Source organism: Marinobacter sp. R17, from assembly GCF_003789045.1.
Classification (GTDB): domain Bacteria; phylum Pseudomonadota; class Gammaproteobacteria; order Pseudomonadales; family Oleiphilaceae; genus Marinobacter_A; species Marinobacter_A mangrovi.
Genome location: NZ_RHGZ01000015.1, coordinates 25615 through 43481, shown reverse-complemented (window position 1 = coordinate 43481; position 17867 = coordinate 25615). Strand labels below are relative to the sequence as shown.

The window sequence follows — 17867 nt, the reverse complement described above, 5'->3', positions numbered from 1 at the left end:
CAAAGCGGACTCCAGTACGGCGTTGGCCGCACCGGAACCCGGGCCCGAAATCTAGAAGGCGCATATTTTCGCCGATTAGGCAGGCAATGGGCAAATGCATCCCCGGGAAATTCCGGGAAAGATTCAAACGCCGCGTAAAGGAATTTGCCAAGGTTGGCATCGAAGTGTCGGAAAGCTTTGGAAATAGGCCTGCCTGAACGCTTATAAAGAAACACACGACGGGATCGCCAGCGGCAATCTGAACGTGTTGGCCGGAGCCGATCCCCGACCCCTTCGAGACCTATATCAAAATTTTTTGATATATTTATTGATCCTATTTTGAACAGCACCTAAACTGCACCCCATGAACAGTATCGCCCCCCTCTCCGCCGACCAGCCGGCTGCGCTGGATGTATTGGCGCCGGTTCTCAAGGCCAGCGGCGATCCGTTGCGCCTGGAGATTCTGCGGGTACTGCAGCGGGATACGTTCGGGGTACTGGAACTCAGCCGCATTTTCGAGATGCGCCAGTCCGGCATGAGCCATCACCTCAAGGTGCTGAGCCAGGCGGGTCTGCTGGAGCCGCAGCGGGAAGGTAACGCGATTTTCTACCGGCGGCCGCTACGCTCCAATGTGGAGTCCCTGGCCGATCGCGCGGTGCATCAGGTGTTCGAACTGGTGGACCAGGTGGTATTGCCCATGCATTTGAGCGAGCGCATCCAGGAAATCCGCGACCAACGGGCGGATCAGTCCCAGGCCTTCTTTGCCCGGCATGCCGAACAATTCCGGGAGCAGCAGGAGTTGATTGCGGCGTTTGACCAGTATGCCGAGCCTGTGACCGGTCTGATCGAGCAAAAGGCCGCCGGACAGCGCTGGCGGACCAGCCTGGAAATCGGCCCCGGGGAAGGCGCCTTCCTGGCGGAATTGAGCCGGGTCAGCGAGCAGGTGGTGGCGGTGGATAATTCCCGCGACATGCTGTCCAAGGCGCAGGCCAGTTGCGACGATGCCGGCCTGGGCAATGTGGTGCTGATCGAAGGGACGGCCGACCGTCTCCGGTCAACACACACCGGTGGCTTCGACCTGGTGGTTGCGAACATGGTGCTCCACCACGTCCCGAGTCCGGCGGACATTTTCGTGGACGCGGCGGCGCTGATGCGCGATGGCGGTTATCTCGTCATCAGCGATCTGTGCAGCCACGACCAGAACTGGGCCAAGGCCAACTGTGGCGATCTCTGGCTGGGCTTTGAACCCGAAGATCTGAGCGCCTGGGCCCGTGATGCCGGTCTGGAGACCGGTGAAACCCTCTTTATCGGATTGAGAAACGGTTTCCAGATTCAGGTTCGTGAATTCCGGAAACCGGAAAGCCAGTGATGGCGTAACCTTCAACCACACGTTGTTTAAACCCTTTGTTTCATCAACATGTTGCGGCGCGATAAGCCGCCTGAACAAAAAGGAATTCGCAAGCATGTCTGACTACAGCATCTTCACGTCCGAGTCCGTGTCCGAAGGTCATCCGGACAAGCTGGCCGACCAGATTTCCGATGCGGTTCTGGACGCCATCCTGACCGAAGATCCCAACGCCCGCGTGGCGTGCGAAACCATGGTCAAGACCGGCGTGGCGATCGTCGGCGGCGAGATCACCACCTCCGCCTGGGTCGACCTGGAAGACCTGGTGCGCTCGGTGATCAAGGACATTGGCTACACCTCCTCCGACGTCGGCTTCGACGGCGACACCTGTGGTGTGATCAACATCATCGGCAAGCAGTCCGTCGACATTGCCCAGGGCGTCGACCGCCAGAAGCCGGAAGACCAGGGCGCCGGCGATCAGGGCCTGATGTTCGGCTACGCCAGCAACGAAACCGACGTGCTGATGCCGGCGCCGATCTGTTACGCCCACCGCCTTGTGGAGCGCCAGGCCGAAGCGCGCAAGAACGGCCTGCTGCCGTGGCTGCGTCCGGATGCCAAGAGCCAGGTCACCTGCCGATACGAGAACGGCCGCGTGACCGGCATCGATGCCGTGGTCCTGTCCACCCAGCACGACCCGAACGTCAGCCAGGCGGACCTGAAAGACGCGGTGATGGAGCTGATCGTCAAGCACGTGCTGCCGGCCGAGCTGCTGCACGCGGACACCAAGTTCCACATCAACCCGACCGGCAAGTTCGTGATCGGCGGCCCGGTGGGTGACTGTGGCCTGACCGGCCGCAAGATCATCGTCGACACCTACGGCGGCATGGCCCGTCACGGTGGTGGTGCATTCTCCGGCAAGGATCCGTCCAAGGTCGACCGTTCCGCCGCTTACGCCGGCCGTTACGTGGCCAAGAACATCGTCGCGGCCGGCCTCGCCGATCGCTGTGAGATCCAGGTGTCCTATGCCATCGGCGTAGCGGAGCCGACCTCCATCTCCATCAACACCTTCGGCACCGGCAAGATCGCGGAAGACAAGATTGTCCAGCTGGTCCGCCAGCACTTTGACCTGCGTCCGTATGCGATCACCCGCATGCTGGATCTGCTGCACCCGATGTATCGCGCCACTGCAGCCTACGGCCACTTCGGCCGCGAGCCGTTCGAGATGACCGTCGGCGGCAAGACCTTCACCGCCTTCCCGTGGGAGAAGACGGACAAGGCCGCCGCGCTGAAGGATGCTGCGGGTATCTGATTCCCGGCGCTTTAGCCACACCCTGTTAAAGCCCCTCGCCCCTTGCGGGAGAGGGGTTTGGGGAGAGGGGGGAGCAGGCCACTCTGCCGTTCGAATCCCCCCCCCTCCCCCGGCCCCTCTCCCTCCAGGGGAGAGGGGAGCCAACAACGAATCATCGCGTTGCGGCGATTGTCGCGGCAACGTCACCAGAACCAGGAGCACAGACAATGAGCACACCGGCTGAACAACTGAATACCAACCAGGACTACAAGGTCCGTGACATTTCCCTGGCCGACTGGGGCCGCAAGGAAATCATGATCGCCGAGAGCGAGATGCCCGCACTGATGGCCCTGCGCAACAAGTACAAGGGCGAGCAGCCGCTGGCCGGCGCCAAGATCATGGGCTGTATCCACATGACCATCCAGACCGCGGTATTGATCGAGACGCTGGTGGCGCTGGGTGCCGAGGTTCGCTGGTCTTCCTGCAACATCTTCTCCACCCAGGATCACGCCGCGGCGGCCATCGCCGCTCAGGGCATTCCAGTCTTTGCCTGGAAAGGCGAAACCGATGAAGAGTACGACTGGTGTCTCGAGCGCACCGTGGGTGCAGACGTGGACGGCTGGGAGCCGAACATGATCCTGGACGACGGCGGCGACCTGACGGCCCTGCTCCACGAGAAATACGCCGACATCCTGGCCAACTGCCACGGCGTTACCGAGGAGACCACCACCGGCGTGCATCGCCTGCAGGAAATGCTGCGTGAAGGCACCCTGAAAGTGCCGGCGATCAACGTCAACGACGCCATCACCAAATCCAAGAACGACAACAAGTACGGTTGTCGTCACAGCCTGAACGATGCCATCAAGCGCGCGACCGATCACCTGATGTCCGGCAAGAAGGCGCTGGTCATCGGTTACGGCGACGTCGGCAAGGGCTCAGCCGCTTCCCTGCGCCAGGAAGGCATGATCGTGAAGGTCACCGAGGCCGACCCGATCTGCGCCATGCAGGCGTGCATGGACGGTTTTGAAGTCGTCTCTCCTTACGTTGACGGCATCAACACGGGCACCGAGGCCGCCATCAACCGCGACCTGCTGCAGAACACCGACCTGCTGGTCACCACCACCGGTAACGTCAACGTCTGCGACGCCAACATGCTGAAGAACATCAAGGCGGGCGCCGTGGTCTGCAACATCGGCCACTTCGACAACGAGATCGACACCGCCTACATGCGCAAGAACTGGGAGTGGGAAGAGATCAAGCCGCAGGTGCACCTGATCCACCGTGACAAGGCCGCCGGCGACTACCTGATCCTGCTGTCCGAAGGCCGCCTGGTGAATCTGGGCAACGCCACCGGTCACCCGTCGCGGATCATGGACGGCTCCTTCGCCAACCAGGTCCTGGCGCAGATGCACCTGTTCGAGCGTCGTTTTGCCGACCTGCCGGAAGACGCCCGTGCGAAAGGCGTTTACGTCCAGGTTCTGCCCAAGCACCTCGACGAGGAAGTGGCCCGCGCCATGGTGGAAGGCTTCGGTGGCACCATCACCAAGCTGACGCCGCAGCAGGCCAAATACATCGGCGTTGATGTGGAAGGCCCGTACAAGCCGGACTCCTACAAGTACTGATCCGGTCCCACGGAGTGCGGGTGCTGCGGCGCCCGCCTGCCCAACAGTGAAGTACGGCGCGGCTCGCGGGCTGCGCCGACAGTGACAGAGCAATCCCATGGAATCCCAGAAACAGTTCAAGCGACGCTTCAGCTTCGAGTTCTTCCCGCCCAAGACGGATCAGGGCAAGGAAAAACTCCAGGTCGTCCGCGACAAGCTGGCCGAAGTGAATCCCGACTTCTTCTCCGTAACCTTTGGCGCCGGCGGCTCGACTCGCGACCGCACCATCGACACGGTGCTCAGCCTGCATAAACAGGGCATCTCCACCGCTCCGCACCTGTCCTGCGTGGGCGGTTCCCGCGAGAGCATTGCCGAGCTGCTGGACCTGTACAAGGACAACGGCATCAACCGCATCGTCGCCCTGCGCGGTGACCTGCCCTCGGGCATGGGGGCGGCCGGCGAACTGCGCTACGCCAACGAACTGGTGAGCTTCATTCGCGAGCATTCCGGCGACACCTTCAACATCGAAGTGGCCGCCTACCCGGAGTTTCACCCCCAGGCGCGCAGTGCCGAGGAAGACCTGAAAAACTTCGCCCGCAAGGTGGACGCCGGCGCCAACAGTGCCATCACCCAGTACTTCTTCAACGCCGACAGCTACTTCTACTTCATCGACCGGCTGGAGAAGATGGGCATCACGATTCCGGTGGTGCCGGGCATCATGCCCATCGTCAACTACACCAACCTGGCGCGCTTCTCGGAGATGTGCGGGGCCGAAATTCCCCGCTGGATCCGCAAGCAGCTGGAAGCCTACGGCGACGACAGCGAGAGCATCCGCCAGTTCGGCGAGGAAATCGTCACGCGCATGTGTGAGAAGCTGCTGGACGCAGGCGCTCCCGGCCTGCACTTCTACACGTTGAACCAGGCCAACGCCAGCGTGAGCATCTGGCACAATCTGGGCCTGGCCCAGCGCGACAAGATCGCGTTCTGATCGTCGCTATCCTGCGCCCGGCCGGGCCTCCATGGCCGGGCAATTTTCCTGCCAGAAAAACCGTCAATACGACTTCAGTCGATGTCTTCAAAATTGACTTTCCATACCCTTTGCCGCCATGGTCTAAACTATTCTGATTGGGAGAAATCCCCGTCCATCGCGAGACTTGCGGTCTCGTGACGTCGTTGCCAAAAGCAAAATCAGATCCCCAAAAAAAGAAACCAGGAGGAACTATGAGCGCCAAATGGCTGAAGACCGTGAGTGCGACCCTCGCCCTGACCCTGGGCACCACAATGGTCAGCGCAGAGACCCTGCGCGCAGTGACCGACCCGAGCTTCGTCCCGTTCGAGATGATGGACCAGGATTCCGGCAAGATGGTCGGCTTCGACATGGACATCCTCGCTGAAGTCGCCAAGCGCGCGGGCTTCGACTACAAACTCAACACCATGGATTTCAACGGCATTATCCCGGCCCTGCAGACCGGTAATGTGGATATTGCCCTGGCCGGCATCACCATCACGAAAGAGCGTGAGCAGATCGTCGATTTCTCCGACCCGTACTACGATTCCGGTCTGCGCCTGCTGATCAAGAAAGGCGACGACTCCATCAAGACCGTCGACGACCTGGAAGGCAAGAAAGTCGGCACCAAGATCGGCAGTACCAGCTACGACTACCTGACCAAGAACATCGATGACGATGACGGCGTGACGCCGTATCCCGGCAGTGCCGACATGTACATGGCCCTGATGTCCGGCAGCGTTGACGCGGTGTTCTACGACGCCCCGAACGTGGGCTACTTCGCCCGCACCAAGGGCAAGGATCGCGTGACCACCGTTGGCCCACTGTACGAAGGCCAGCAGTACGGCATCGCCCTGAAGAGTGGCAGCAAGTGGCTGGACAAGGTCAACGACGCCCTGGCCAGCATGAAGGAAGACGGTACTTACAAGGACATCTACGAGAAGTGGTTCGGCCCGATGCCGGAGGACCAGTAAATCCAATGAAAACAGCGCAGGGTACCTCGCGGTACCCTGCGTTTTTTTGTTTAGACACTGGAGAAACGAACCGTGGCATCCGGCTTTGAATTCGATTGGAGCGCCGCCTTTGGCTCGGTGCCCTATCTGCTTAAAGGCATCCCCTATACCCTGCTGATCTCCTTTGGTGGCCTGCTGATCGGCTTCCTCATCGGGATTTTCATGGGTCTGGCCAGCCTCAGCCGCAACCGCCTGTTGCGCTGGCCCGCGACCGCCTACATCGAGATTTTCCGGGGCACCCCGATTCTCGTACAGGTCCTGTTCATCTTCTACGGTCTGCCGGACATCGTCGGCGGCCCGATCAACGCGCTGACCGCGGGCATCGCGGCGATTGCGCTGAACTCCGGCGCCTATATTTCCGAAGTGGTCCGCGGAGGCGTGCAGTCCATCGACAAGGGCCAGACGGAAGCCGGCGTATCGCTCGGCCTGTCCCGCTCACAGACCTTCTGGTCCGTAGTCTGGCCGCAGGCCCTGCGCCGCATGATTCCGCCGCTGGGCAACCAGGCGATTGTCAGCATCAAGGACACGTCCCTGTTCTCCGTCATCGGTGTGGGCGAACTGGTCCGTCAGGGCCAGATCTACATCGCGACCACCTTCACCGCGTTCGAGGTGTATTTCATGGTGGCCCTGCTGTATCTCGCCATCACCCTGACCCTGTCGTTCCTGCTGCGCTTTGCTGAGCGTCGCGGACTGGCATCGAGCTGACGGAGGCTGACCATGGAAAAGATCGTGCGCATGCAGCGCCTGAACAAGTATTTCGGCGATCACCATGTCCTCAAGGATATTGATCTTGAAGTCCAATCCGGCGAAGTGGTGGTGATCATCGGCGCCAGCGGCTCGGGCAAGTCGACGCTGATCCGCTGCGTTAACGGCCTGGAAGAGTATGAATCCGGCGAATTGGTGGTGGATCAGCAGCCGCTGGAGCCCAAGGGCGGCAACCAGAAGTCCCTCGCAGCCATCCGCAAGGAAGTCGGCATGGTGTTCCAGCAGTTCAACCTGTTCCCGCACCTGACGGTGAAGGAGAACATCATGCTGGCGCCGATGAAGGTGAAAAGCACCGACAAATCCGCCGCAGCCGACATCGCCATGAAGCTGCTGGACCGGGTCGGCATCGCCAACCAGGCGGAGAAGTACCCGACCCAGCTCTCTGGCGGCCAGCAGCAACGGGTGGCGATTGCCCGCGCCCTGGCGATGGAGCCACGCCTGATGCTGTTCGACGAGCCCACCTCGGCCCTGGACCCGGAGATGATCGGCGAAGTGCTGGACGTCATGCGGGAACTGGCCAAGGAAGGGATGACCATGATGGTCGTGACCCACGAAATGGGCTTTGCCCGGGAAGTGGCGGACCGCGTCATCTACATCCACGGCGGTCAGATCGTCGAGGAAGGCAAGCCGGAAGCGGTCTTCGACAACCCGCAGAACGAACGCACGCAGTCGTTCCTGTCACGGGTATTGAAGCACTGACGACTGCTTGTCGAGAAATCAAAGAAGGGAGCCGATCGGCTCCCTTCTTTGCTTCAGCGACTCGTAGGTTGGGCTGACGCAGGAAGCCCAACGCAACACTGTGCCTGCCGCCCAGGGTTGCGACGATATGGGGATTCGCGATGACCTCGGTTGTTGGGCTTCCTGCGTCAGCCCAACCTACGTCTGCCAATATGTTCTGGAGTGCTCTGAATGCTCAGAGCATGCCCCGCGTGGCGTCGTATTCCTGCTCGATCTTGATGCGGGTATCTTCCACCAGAAACTGAGCGATCTTCTTCCCCAGCAGCGGGATTTCGCAGCGTACGTCCAGCGACACATGGTTGGTGCAGGCCTCGCCCGCGCCCTTGAGCTGCATATTGCCCTGGATCTTGGCGGGCACGCCGTCGATCCTGACGCGGAATTCGCAGTGCCATTCACCCTGATCTTTACGGAACCAGTGCTCTTCCTGGCGAACGGCATTCCACTCCCGGTGAAAACCGGCCAGGGCACCGGGCACCTTGACCGACGTGGTCATTTCCCGCTCCACCACAATCTTGCCCGCTGTGTCGTCGCACTTGAGCTCACGAACCTGAACATTCCGGTGCCCCAGGCGATCGTTCTTGTCCTGGATGTGCTGCTCGTCAAAGAAGGCACCCAGCACGGTATCCAGACTCGCATCGTACGGGTGCACCACGTCAAACTTCATGCTGTGTCTCCTGTCTTATCGTTCGCTCCATCTTCCACGACGGCGACTGTCTGGCCATTGGCCGCGGGTGACCCGGGATGGGGCAGATTGGCCAGCATAGCCATATGGTTAATGCTGTGTGCTGGCCCCCACCCCCTCGGCACCAGTATCATTGCGAATCCGAATTTTTCGTTGCCGGGGCCATAACAAAGGGACCGCTCACACGCCCCGCCTGCCCCGAGCCGTCAGAGGAGAGCACCATGCGCAACGCCGACATCGTCAAGCGGGACCTCAAGACCGTCTGGCACCCCTGTACCCAGATGAAAGATCACGAGAGCCTGCCGCTGATTCCCATCAAGCGCGGCGAAGGCGTCTGGCTGGAAGACTTTGAAGAGAATCGTTATATCGATGCGGTCAGCTCCTGGTGGGTCAACCTGTTCGGCCACGCCAACCCGCGGATCAACGCCGCCATTCGCGAGCAGACCGAGCAACTGGAACACGCCATGCTGGCCGGCTTCACACACGAGCCGGTGGTCAATCTCTCCGAACGACTGATCGAAGTCACCCCTGACGGCCTGAGCAAGTGTTTCTACGCGGACAACGGTTCCTCCGCCATCGAGGCCGCGCTCAAGATGAGCTATCACTACTGGCGCAACCACGGCAAACCGGGCAAGAAAAACTTCGTCAACCTGGGCAACAGCTACCACGGCGAAACCCTGGGCGCCCTCGCCCTCGGTGACGTGCCGCTTTACAAGGACACCTACGAACCGCTGCTGATGGAAGTCATCACCGCGCCCTCGCCGGATGCGTTCAACCGCGAGGACGGCGAAAGCTGGGAAGACTATGCCCTGCGCCAGTTCGAGGCGATGGACAGGATCCTGGCCGAACGCCACGACGAGATCTGCGCGGTCGTCGTCGAGCCGCTGATCCAGTGCGCCGGCAACATGCGCATGCACCACGCGATCTACCACACCAAGCTGCGGGAAGCCTGTGACAAGTACGGCGTTCACCTGATCGCCGACGAGATCGCCGTGGGTTTCGGCCGCACCGGCACCCTGTTCGCCTGCGAGCAATCCGGCATCACACCGGATTTCATGTGCCTGTCCAAGGGCCTGACCGCCGGTTACCTGCCGCTGTCCGTGGTGCTCACGACCGATGACGTCTACGACGCCTTCTACGACGACTACGAAACCATGAAGGCCTTCCTGCATTCCCACAGTTACACCGGTAACCCGATCGGTTGCGCGGTCGCCCTGGCCACGCTGGATATTTTCCGGGACGACAACGTCATCGAGAGCAACCGCCGTCTGTCCCAGTGCATGGCCGATTCCGTGGCGCACCTGGCCGATCACCCGCATGTGGGCGACATCCGCCAGCACGGCATGACCCTGGCCATCGAGATGGTCAAGGACAAGGCCAGCAAGACGCCCTTCCCCTGGCAGGAGCGTCGCGGCATCCGGGTCTACCGTCACTCCCTGACCCGTCAGGCGCTGCTGCGGCCGCTCGGCAACGTGATCTACTTCATGCCGCCTTACGTGATCACGGAAGAGCAGATCCGGCATCTGGCCCAGGTGGCGACGGAAGGCATCGAGATCGCGACCCAGGACTGAGGCATCAGAGGCTCCCTCATGCGAATTCCCCGCATTTACTCACCGGTAAGCCTGGCCGCCGGCCAGACCGTCGAGCTGGATGACCACGCGGCCAACCACGTGGGCCGCGTCCTGCGTATGCAGCCGGAACAGGCGATCGAGCTGTTCAATGGCGATGGCTACGACTACCCGGCGACCCTGACCGACGTCAGCAAGAAAGCGGTGCAGGTTCGGGTCGGTGAGCCGGTCGCCAACGCCGCCGAATCGCCGCTGCGAGTGCATCTGGGTCAAGTCCTGTCCCGGGGGGACCGCATGGACTACGCCATCCAGAAGAGTGTGGAAATGGGCGTCGACCGCATTACCCCGCTGGTCAGCGAGCGCTGTGAGGTCAAACTCAAGGGCGACCGGGAAGACAAGCGCCTGCGCCACTGGCAGCAGGTGGCGATCAGCGCGGCCGAACAGTGCGGTCGCGCGATGGTGCCGACCATCGAACCGGTGATGACGCTGGACGACTGGTTTGTCACGACCGGCGAGGACGACTTGCGACTGGTGCTGCATCACCGCACGGAACAGTCGCTGACCGGCCTGGCCACGCCCACTCGCCTGGCCCTGCTGATCGGACCGGAAGGCGGATTGAGCGAATCGGAAATCGCCGCCGCCGAGCAGGCCGGCTTTATCGCGGCCGCGTTGGGCCCGCGTGTCCTGCGCACGGAAACCGCCCCGGTCGCGGCACTGTCCATATGCCACTGGCTGTGGGGCGACGGCCAGCAACATCACAGCTAACGACAAATATTCGATATCCCTTGCGCCCGATCATGCGGCGGCGAGCAAAACCCTCTAGAATGCGGCGTATTGGACACAAAGAGTCCAATCACTGAGACACCATAAAAACAGCCCGGGCATCACCCGGGTCATAGAGAGTTCAGGCCGTGCACGCATCCACTCGATTCCGCTTCAATCGGCGGCGATTGCTCCCTGTCCTGCTGGTCCTCGTGGCCATCGGTATCGCCAGCCTGTTGATCGCCCTGCGCCCGACGCCTCCGGAGAGCAACCCGGAAGAAAAGGCCTGGCCGATCCAGACGACCGTCGTCCAATCCGCCAGCCGCTCGCCGCAACTGCGCCTGCTGGGGCGGGTGGAAACGCCGTTCCGCTCCACGCTGAGCGCCGCTGTGACGGCCGATGTCGCTCGCCTGGTCCATCTCGAGGGCCAGCACGTCAGTAAAGGTGACATCATTCTGGAGCTGGAGGACGACGAGGTCGGCCTGCTGGTGGATCAGCGTCAGGCCGACGTGGCGGAACTGGAAAGCCAGATTGCCCAGGAGCGCAACCAGTACGATGCCGATAAAAAACTGCTGGAGCGGGAAACGTCCCTGGTGGCCCTGGCCCAGCGCGCGCTGGATCGCGAGCAACGACTGTCCGAATCCAACCTCAACAGCCAGACCCGCCTGGATCAGGCCCGGGAAGCCCTGCAGGGCGCCGAGATTTCCCTGGTCAACCGCCAGCTTGCGGTGGCGAATCACGACAGCCGCCTGAAGTCCCTACAAGCCAAACTGGACCGCGCCAATGCCTTGCTGGCTCAGGCCAGGCTCGATCTGGGCCGCACGCGCATCCACGCGCCCTTCGACGGCACCATCACCGAGATCGACGTCAGCCCCGGCGAACGGGTCCGGCCCGGCGAGCCGCTGGTCAGCCTCTATGCCAGCGACGACCTGGAAGTCCGAGCGCAGATTCCCATGAACCGCATCGTCACGATTCAACAGGCCCTGGCGAACGATCAAGAACTGACAGCCACGACGCGCCTGGGCGGTGCCTCCCGGAAGCTCCACCTGACGCGCCTGTCCGGACAGGTGAACAGCGGTGCGGGCGGCATGGACGGACTGTTCCGTTTCACGGACGACGCCCCGGCTGCGGCGCTGAACCGGACACTGGACATTTCCCTCGAGCTGCCCCAAGAACCGAACCTGTTCTCCGTGCCGGTGGCCTCGCTTTACGATGAGCACACCCTGTACCGGGTGAAAGACGGTCGTCTGGAATCGATGGATGTGCAGGTGATGGGCGACCGCTTCGAGCAGGACCGCCAGTTCCTGCTGATTCGCACGGACCAACTGCAGGACGGCGATCGCATCCTTGCAACCCAGCTTCCCAATGCCATTACGGGCCTGAAGGTCAGCGTCATGGACGGAGCACCGGACAATGGCTGATCCGCGCAGCGAGCATCGCCAGGACCTGCTGGGTCGTTTCGCCCGGCACAAGGTCGCCGCCAACCTGCTGATGCTGATCATGGTCCTGGCCGGCGTTTACGCGCTGACCGGCCTCAACCGCCAGTTCTTCCCCAACTTCGCCACCGACTTTATCACCGTGCACGTGGTCTGGCCCGGCGCCAGCGCCGAGGACGTCGCCCGCTCCATCACCACCCCGCTGGAGCAGGAACTGCGCAACCTGGATAACGTGAAGGAGATGCGCTCCACCTCCTCGCTGGGCTACTCGAACATCGTCATCGAGTACGAGGAAGGCTCAGACATGGGCATCGCGCTGGATCAGGTCAACGAGCAAGTCGGCCTGGTCCGCAACCTGCCCAGCGATGCCGAGCGCCCGGAAATCAGCAAGTTCATCCGCAACGAGGCCATCGCCAGCGTCATCCTGACCGGCCCGGTGCGGCTGGAAGCCCTGCGTCCACTGGCCTACCGGTTTGAAGATGAGCTGCTCAACCGTGGCGTGGCCAAGGTGGAAATGACCGGCCTGCCGGATCGGGAAATCGCCATCGAGGTGGGCAGCGACCGCATCGCCGAGCTGCACCAGTCCCTGCCCCAGCTGGGCCAGCGGATCCTGGGTCAGAGCCAGGATATTCCGGCCGGCACTGTGGGCGAGGAAGAATCCGCGCGGGAAATCCGCAGCCTGGAGAAGGGCCGAACGGCCGCCGAATTCAGCCGCATGCCGATCATGACCACCGCCGACGGCCGCCGCCTCACCCTGGGCGACATTGCCAACATCAGTCTGCGCCCCAAGGACAACGCGGTGGAGGTGTTCTACCAGGGCCAGCCCGCCGTGCTGATGCAACTGCAAAGGGCCGAAACGAGCGACGCCCTCAGTTCCGCGGACATCATGCTCAACTGGCTCAAAGACACCCGCCCCTCGCTGCCGGACGGCGTCAAACTGATCACGTTTGACGAGAATTACGAGCTGATCGTCGACCGCATCAACCTGCTGCTCAAGAACGGCCTGAGCGGTCTGATCCTGGTGGTGGGCATCCTGTTCATTTTCCTCAACGGCCGCATCGCCTTCTGGGTGGCGGCGGGGATTCCCATCTCGTTCATGGGGACGCTCGCCATCCTCTGGCTCAACGGCGGCAGCATCAACATGGTCAGCCTGTTCGCGCTGATCATGGCGCTGGGGATCATCGTGGACGACGCCATCGTGGTGGCCGAGGATGCGATGACCCACTACCAGAAAGGCGAGCGATCCCTGCAGGCCGCCGAAGGGGGCGCCCGGCGCATGCTGGTCCCGGTCATGAGTTCGTCCCTGACGACCATTGCCGCCTTCCTGCCCCTGATGATGGTCAGCGGCATCATCGGCCAGATCCTGAAGGACATTCCGTTCGTGGTGATCTGCGTGATCATCGCCTCGCTGATCGAAAGCTTCCTGATCCTGCCGGGACACCTGCGCGCGTCGTTCCACAAGCATCATCATCGCGAGGAAGGCCCGCTGCGCCAGAAACTGGACCGGGCCTTCAACCGCTTCCGCGACCACACCTTCCGGCCCATGGCAGAGTGGAGTCTGAGAAACCGCGCCACGGTTCTGGTCGGAACCGGCTGCGCCCTCGCACTGAGCGTGGTACTGGTGGCCTCGGGCCACGTGCGCTTTACCTTCTTCCCCACGCCGGAATCCACCCGCATCGTCGCCAGCGTGAAATTCGCTGCCGGGACACCGCCGTCAACGGTGAAGGCCTATGGCCAGCAAATGGAAGACGCGCTATGGCAAACCAGCGATGCACTGGGCAAGGACAATCCGCTGGTGAAAATGGCGGTGCTGGAGCTGAACCGCGGCTCGTTTGACGGCGGCCGCTCCACCGAACGGGGCGAGCAGTACGCCATGGTGTCGGTGGAACTGACCGAGCCGGACGCCCGCGAGATCCGCAACCCCCGGTTCATTGCCGCCTGGCGTGACGCCCTGCCCAAACGGGCCGGCATCGAGCAGCTGTCGATCACCAGCCCCCAGGGCGGGCCGCCGGGCAAACCGCTGGATATCTTCATCACCGGCGCCGATGCCGGCACCCTCAAGCAGGCCGCCGAATCCCTCAAGACCAGCCTGGGCCAATACCAGGGACTGACGGACATTCTCGACGACCTGCCCTGGGGCAAGCAGCAGTATATCTTCACGCTCACGCCTCTGGCCCAGAGCCTCGGGCTGACCATCGACGACGTGGGCCGCCAGATGCGCGCCGCCCTGGACGGCCAGCTCCTGCAAGTGTTCTACGACAGCCACGATGAAGTGGAAGTCCGTATCATGCTGCCCAAGGCGGAGCGGGACCTGCAGCGCACCCTGGACACGCTGCCCATTGTGACATCGTCTGGCGATACCACGCCGCTGGCCAACGTGATCAACCTCGAGTCCCGACGCGGGCTGGCCCTGCTGCGCCATACCGACGGTCAGCTTGGCGTCCATGTCACCGCGGACGTGGACAACAAGATCACCAACGCCAACCAGGTGCTGGCCGAGCTTCAGCAGAAGGCCATCCCCCAACTGCAGAGCCGGTACGGCGTGCGCACCACGTTCAAAGGCAAGGCCGAAGAGCAACGCGAGACGGGCCAGGACATGGCTTCGGGCGCCCTGATCGGCCTGGCGATGATCTACATCATCCTGGCCTGGGTGTTCGCCGCCTACACCTGGCCGCTGGCGGTGATGATTGCGATTCCCTTTGGGCTCTGTGGCGCCATTCTCGGGCACCTGCTGCTGGGCATCGACCTGACCATCCTCTCGCTGTTTGGCATGTTCGGGCTGTCCGGCATTGTCATCAACGATTCCATCATCCTGGTGACCTTCTACCAGGAGCTGCGCGAGGGCGGGATGCCGGCACGGGAAGCGCTGGTGGAAGCCTCCTGCCAACGCCTGCGGGCGGTGCTGCTCACCTCCCTGACCACCATCGGCGGCCTGCTGCCCCTGCTGTTCGAGACCTCGCTGCAGGCCCAGTTCCTGATTCCCATGGCGGTGAGTATTGCCTTCGGCCTGGCCACCGGGACCTTCCTGATCCTGCTGGTGGTGCCGGTGTTGCTGTCGCTGATCGAGGGGGCGACCGAACGACTCCGGAGCAAACCCACCGAAGCGGCACACGGCGAAACGCTTTGATCGTGCTGACCGCACGTTCCTGCGCCAGCGTCATTGACACTTTTGGGGCGGATGCAGAAGATGCCAGAGCGCATCCCCGCCCGGTGACCCACCGCCAAGGATGAAGCACCGCGATGGCACCACCGAAATGCCTTGCCCTGGACCACAACGATAACGGACCAAACGAGTCGTACGCATGAGCGAATTGCTGCACAGCACCGAATTCTGGCAATACCTCAGTATCCCCGTTATTGCCGCCTTGATCGGCTGGGTCACCAACTGGCTGGCCATCAAGATGACGTTCTATCCGCTGGAATTCATCGGCGTGCGGCCCATCTGGGGCTGGCAGGGCATCATTCCTTCCAAGGCGCGCAAGATGGCCGCCAAGAGCGTGGACGCCACCATTTCCAAGATCGGTACGGTGCGCGAAATCTTTGAGCAGATCGACCCGCAGGTCCTGGCCGAATACGTGATCCAGACGGTGGAGCCCCGCACCGAAGAATACGTCGACGAGCTCATGCTGCGGGAGTACCCGACATTCTGGGAAAACCTGCCCGCTTCGGCCCGCAAGATGGTCTACGACCGGGTACGCCGTTCCACACCGCAGCTGGTGGACAATCTGGTGGACGACCTGTCGCTCAACATCGAGGGCCTGCTGGACATCAAGGGCATGGTCATCGAGCAGCTGGCGACGGACAAGCGACTGCTCAACCGTATTTTCCTGGAGTGCGGCGAGAAGGAATTTCGCTTCATCGTCAACTCCGGCCTCTATTTCGGCTTCCTGTTCGGACTGGTGCAGATGGCGGTCTGGTACTTTTACCAGTCCTGGTGGGTCCTGCCGTTCTTTGGCCTGCTGGTCGGCTGGGCCACCAACTGGATCGCGCTGAACGTGATCTTCCGCCCGCTGCGGGAGCGCAAGGTGGGCCCGATCCGGCTGCAGGGTCTGTTCCTCAAGCGCCAGCGGGAAGTGGCGGAATCCTTCTGCTACATCGTCACCCATGAAATCCTGACCGTGGGCAACATCATCAATGCAGTGCTCAACGGCCCCAACGGCGATCGCGCCAAGAACATGGTGCGCAAGCACATCAAACCGTTGGTGGACGAAACCGCCGGCATGGCCAAGGCGTTGACCCAGATGGCGTTCGGCCCGACCGGCTTTGCCACGCTCAAGAACCAGGTGGGCGAGAAGGCTCTGGAGATTTCCTCCTCATCGTTCAACAACCCCGTGTTTGAGAAGGATCGGGCCGAGGCGGTGGAGAGCATCATGGTCGAGCGCATGGTGGCGCTCAGCTCCGAGGAATTCCAGGATTTGCTGCGCCCCTGTTTCCAGGAGGATGAGATCAAGTTGATCCTGGTGGGTGCCGCGCTGGGCTTTGCCGCCGGTGTCGCTCAGTTCGTTTTCGTCTTCGGGGAGCAGTTGTTCTAGCCGCGGCGCCTTGCAAACACACCAAGTTGTGTAGCAACATCCTACGCTTTTAAAACGTGACGCCTTTCACGGTGCTATGCTTGGGAAAGAGTCGCAACTGCTTGAGGCCGTCGGGATGTGGCGCCTGTTTCAATGGCTTAAACCAAAACCTGCAAACCCGCCTGAAGGGCTCCGCCAGAACAGCGGGCTGTTGAATGCGGTGAATACCGATCCAGCGGACGAGGAACCCACCCGTGGCGCCCTCACCCAGCTTGAGAACCACCTGTTCTGCTGGCTACTGGACGCCTCACCCGCCGAGTTGCAGCGGGATACGCCCGATGCCCCCGGGATCCTGACCCAGCTGCAGTCGCGCCTGGATGACGGCCATCTCATGGAACTGCCCCGCCAGCCGGCCGTCCTGCCCATGCTCATGCGGGCGCTGTCCGCGGAAGACATCAGCCGCCACGAACTTGCCAACATCATCCTGGGCGATCCGGCCCTGACCGAGCAGCTCCTGCACGTCGCCAACAGCCCGTTTTTCAGGCCCAGCGACCAGCCGATCGAGTCCGTCGAACACGCAATTTTCCTGCTGGGACTGGATGGCGTGCGCAGCGTGGCCGCCGCCGCCGTCATGCGCCCGATGATGACCGCCCGCTCCAACCAGGAGGCGCTGTTTACACAACGGGCCTGGCGTTGGGGGTTGGCCTGCGCACGGGCAGCCGAACTGATCGCTCGCTCGCAGGGTGCGGATGGCAACGCCTTCTTCCTGGTCACCCTGGTGCCGGCGCTGGCCTACATCACGCTTCGCCGCGAGGTAACGCGCATCTACCGGGGCCAGGATCAGGCCGCTCTGCCGGAACCGGCCGTCATCCGTACGGCCCTGAGAAACCATGAGTGGGACGTCGCCCGACTGCTGTCAGTACGCTGGGATCTGCCACCGCAATACCAGGCCTACCTGATGACTGCCGAGCGTCCGGCTCCCAACGGACCGCATACGCCCATCAACGACGGCATCATCCTGGGAACCCGGGAAGTACTGCGCCATGCCCACCAACGGAACCTGCCGGAAGACCAGCTGTTACGCGCGCTGCAGATGGACGAGCCGACCTTCGTCAAAATCCGCACGGCCCTGCTGACGATGCTCCGCGAGGCCCCTCATCCCTGACGCCGGCT

Annotated in this window: 14 protein-coding genes; 13 read left to right on the top strand and 1 reads right to left on the bottom strand. The window is 62.3% G+C overall.

The genetic code is table 11. The features are described from left to right. Positions 1-343 precede the first annotated feature (343 nt). The 7 genes from EB809_RS12020 to EB809_RS11990 all read left to right on the top strand — a co-directional run bounded on the left by EB809_RS12020 (position 344) and on the right by EB809_RS11990 (position 7696). Positions 344-1348, top strand: coding sequence for an ArsR/SmtB family transcription factor (locus EB809_RS12020; RefSeq protein ID WP_123635066.1), 1005 nt, complete (start codon positions 344-346; stop codon positions 1346-1348). A gap of 94 nt (positions 1349-1442) precedes the next feature. Continuing rightward, positions 1443-2633, top strand: a complete 1191-nt coding sequence (metK, locus tag EB809_RS12015) for a methionine adenosyltransferase (RefSeq protein ID WP_123635065.1) — start codon at positions 1443-1445, stop codon at positions 2631-2633. A 206-nt stretch (positions 2634-2839) separates the two neighbouring features. Beyond that, a complete protein-coding gene (gene ahcY / locus EB809_RS12010; RefSeq protein ID WP_123635064.1) occupies positions 2840-4234 on the top strand; it encodes an adenosylhomocysteinase in 1395 nt (464 codons plus the stop codon). A gap of 97 nt (positions 4235-4331) precedes the next feature. Further along, complete coding sequence (gene metF / locus EB809_RS12005) at positions 4332-5201, top strand: methylenetetrahydrofolate reductase [NAD(P)H] (RefSeq protein ID WP_123635063.1); 870 nt, start codon at positions 4332-4334, stop codon at positions 5199-5201. A gap of 233 nt (positions 5202-5434) precedes the next feature. Continuing rightward, positions 5435-6193, top strand: coding sequence for a transporter substrate-binding domain-containing protein (locus tag EB809_RS12000; protein WP_123635062.1), 759 nt, complete (start codon positions 5435-5437; stop codon positions 6191-6193). Positions 6194-6265: 72 nt separating this feature from the next. Beyond that, complete coding sequence (locus tag EB809_RS11995; protein WP_123635061.1) at positions 6266-6937, top strand: amino acid ABC transporter permease; 672 nt, start codon at positions 6266-6268, stop codon at positions 6935-6937. A 12-nt stretch (positions 6938-6949) separates the two neighbouring features. Beyond that, entirely contained in the window at positions 6950-7696 is a 747-nt protein-coding gene (locus tag EB809_RS11990; protein WP_123635060.1) for an amino acid ABC transporter ATP-binding protein, read from the top strand. A 214-nt stretch (positions 7697-7910) separates the two neighbouring features. On the opposite strand, the gene EB809_RS11985 is transcribed toward EB809_RS11990, so the two are convergent. Continuing rightward, positions 7911-8399 carry a DUF2505 domain-containing protein gene (locus tag EB809_RS11985; RefSeq protein WP_123635059.1) on the bottom strand — a complete coding sequence of 163 codons (489 nt, stop codon included), beginning with the start codon at positions 8397-8399 and terminating at the stop codon, positions 7911-7913. Between the two features lie 239 nt (positions 8400-8638). Between EB809_RS11985 and EB809_RS11980 the strand changes: the two genes are divergently transcribed. The 6 genes from EB809_RS11980 to EB809_RS11955 all read left to right on the top strand — a co-directional run bounded on the left by EB809_RS11980 (position 8639) and on the right by EB809_RS11955 (position 17859). Further along, on the top strand, positions 8639-9988 hold the full coding sequence (locus tag EB809_RS11980; RefSeq protein WP_123635058.1) for an adenosylmethionine--8-amino-7-oxononanoate transaminase: 1350 nt from the start codon (positions 8639-8641) through the stop codon (positions 9986-9988). Positions 9989-10006: 18 nt separating this feature from the next. Further along, on the top strand, positions 10007-10750 hold the full coding sequence (locus tag EB809_RS11975; RefSeq protein WP_123635057.1) for a 16S rRNA (uracil(1498)-N(3))-methyltransferase: 744 nt from the start codon (positions 10007-10009) through the stop codon (positions 10748-10750). A 146-nt stretch (positions 10751-10896) separates the two neighbouring features. After that, positions 10897-12168: an efflux RND transporter periplasmic adaptor subunit gene (locus EB809_RS11970; RefSeq protein WP_123635056.1), complete on the top strand. Its 1272-nt coding sequence runs from the start codon at positions 10897-10899 to the stop codon at positions 12166-12168. Beyond that, positions 12161-15310, top strand: coding sequence for an efflux RND transporter permease subunit (locus EB809_RS11965; RefSeq protein WP_123635055.1), 3150 nt, complete (start codon positions 12161-12163; stop codon positions 15308-15310). The genes EB809_RS11970 and EB809_RS11965 overlap by 8 nt, the downstream gene beginning before the upstream one ends. A 175-nt stretch (positions 15311-15485) precedes the next feature. Then, positions 15486-16715: a DUF445 domain-containing protein gene (locus tag EB809_RS11960; protein ID WP_123635054.1), complete on the top strand. Its 1230-nt coding sequence runs from the start codon at positions 15486-15488 to the stop codon at positions 16713-16715. A gap of 199 nt (positions 16716-16914) precedes the next feature. Beyond that, positions 16915-17859 (top strand): HDOD domain-containing protein, encoded by a 945-nt coding sequence (locus tag EB809_RS11955; RefSeq protein WP_223807934.1) that lies wholly within the window; start codon positions 16915-16917, stop codon positions 17857-17859. The last annotated feature ends 8 nt before the right edge of the window (positions 17860-17867 follow it).

Coding starts and splice junctions, on each gene's coding strand:
- EB809_RS11980 (WP_123635058.1), top strand. CDS start 8,639: ATGCGCAACGCCGACATCGTCAAGCGGGACCTCAAGACCGTCTGGCAC.
- metK (WP_123635065.1), top strand. CDS start 1,443: ATGTCTGACTACAGCATCTTCACGTCCGAGTCCGTGTCCGAAGGTCAT.
- EB809_RS11965 (WP_123635055.1), top strand. CDS start 12,161: ATGGCTGATCCGCGCAGCGAGCATCGCCAGGACCTGCTGGGTCGTTTC.
- EB809_RS12000 (WP_123635062.1), top strand. CDS start 5,435: ATGAGCGCCAAATGGCTGAAGACCGTGAGTGCGACCCTCGCCCTGACC.
- EB809_RS11960 (WP_123635054.1), top strand. CDS start 15,486: ATGAGCGAATTGCTGCACAGCACCGAATTCTGGCAATACCTCAGTATC.
- EB809_RS12020 (WP_123635066.1), top strand. CDS start 344: ATGAACAGTATCGCCCCCCTCTCCGCCGACCAGCCGGCTGCGCTGGAT.
- metF (WP_123635063.1), top strand. CDS start 4,332: ATGGAATCCCAGAAACAGTTCAAGCGACGCTTCAGCTTCGAGTTCTTC.
- EB809_RS11985 (WP_123635059.1), bottom strand. CDS start 8,399: ATGAAGTTTGACGTGGTGCACCCGTACGATGCGAGTCTGGATACCGTG.
- EB809_RS11975 (WP_123635057.1), top strand. CDS start 10,007: ATGCGAATTCCCCGCATTTACTCACCGGTAAGCCTGGCCGCCGGCCAG.
- EB809_RS11990 (WP_123635060.1), top strand. CDS start 6,950: ATGGAAAAGATCGTGCGCATGCAGCGCCTGAACAAGTATTTCGGCGAT.
- ahcY (WP_123635064.1), top strand. CDS start 2,840: ATGAGCACACCGGCTGAACAACTGAATACCAACCAGGACTACAAGGTC.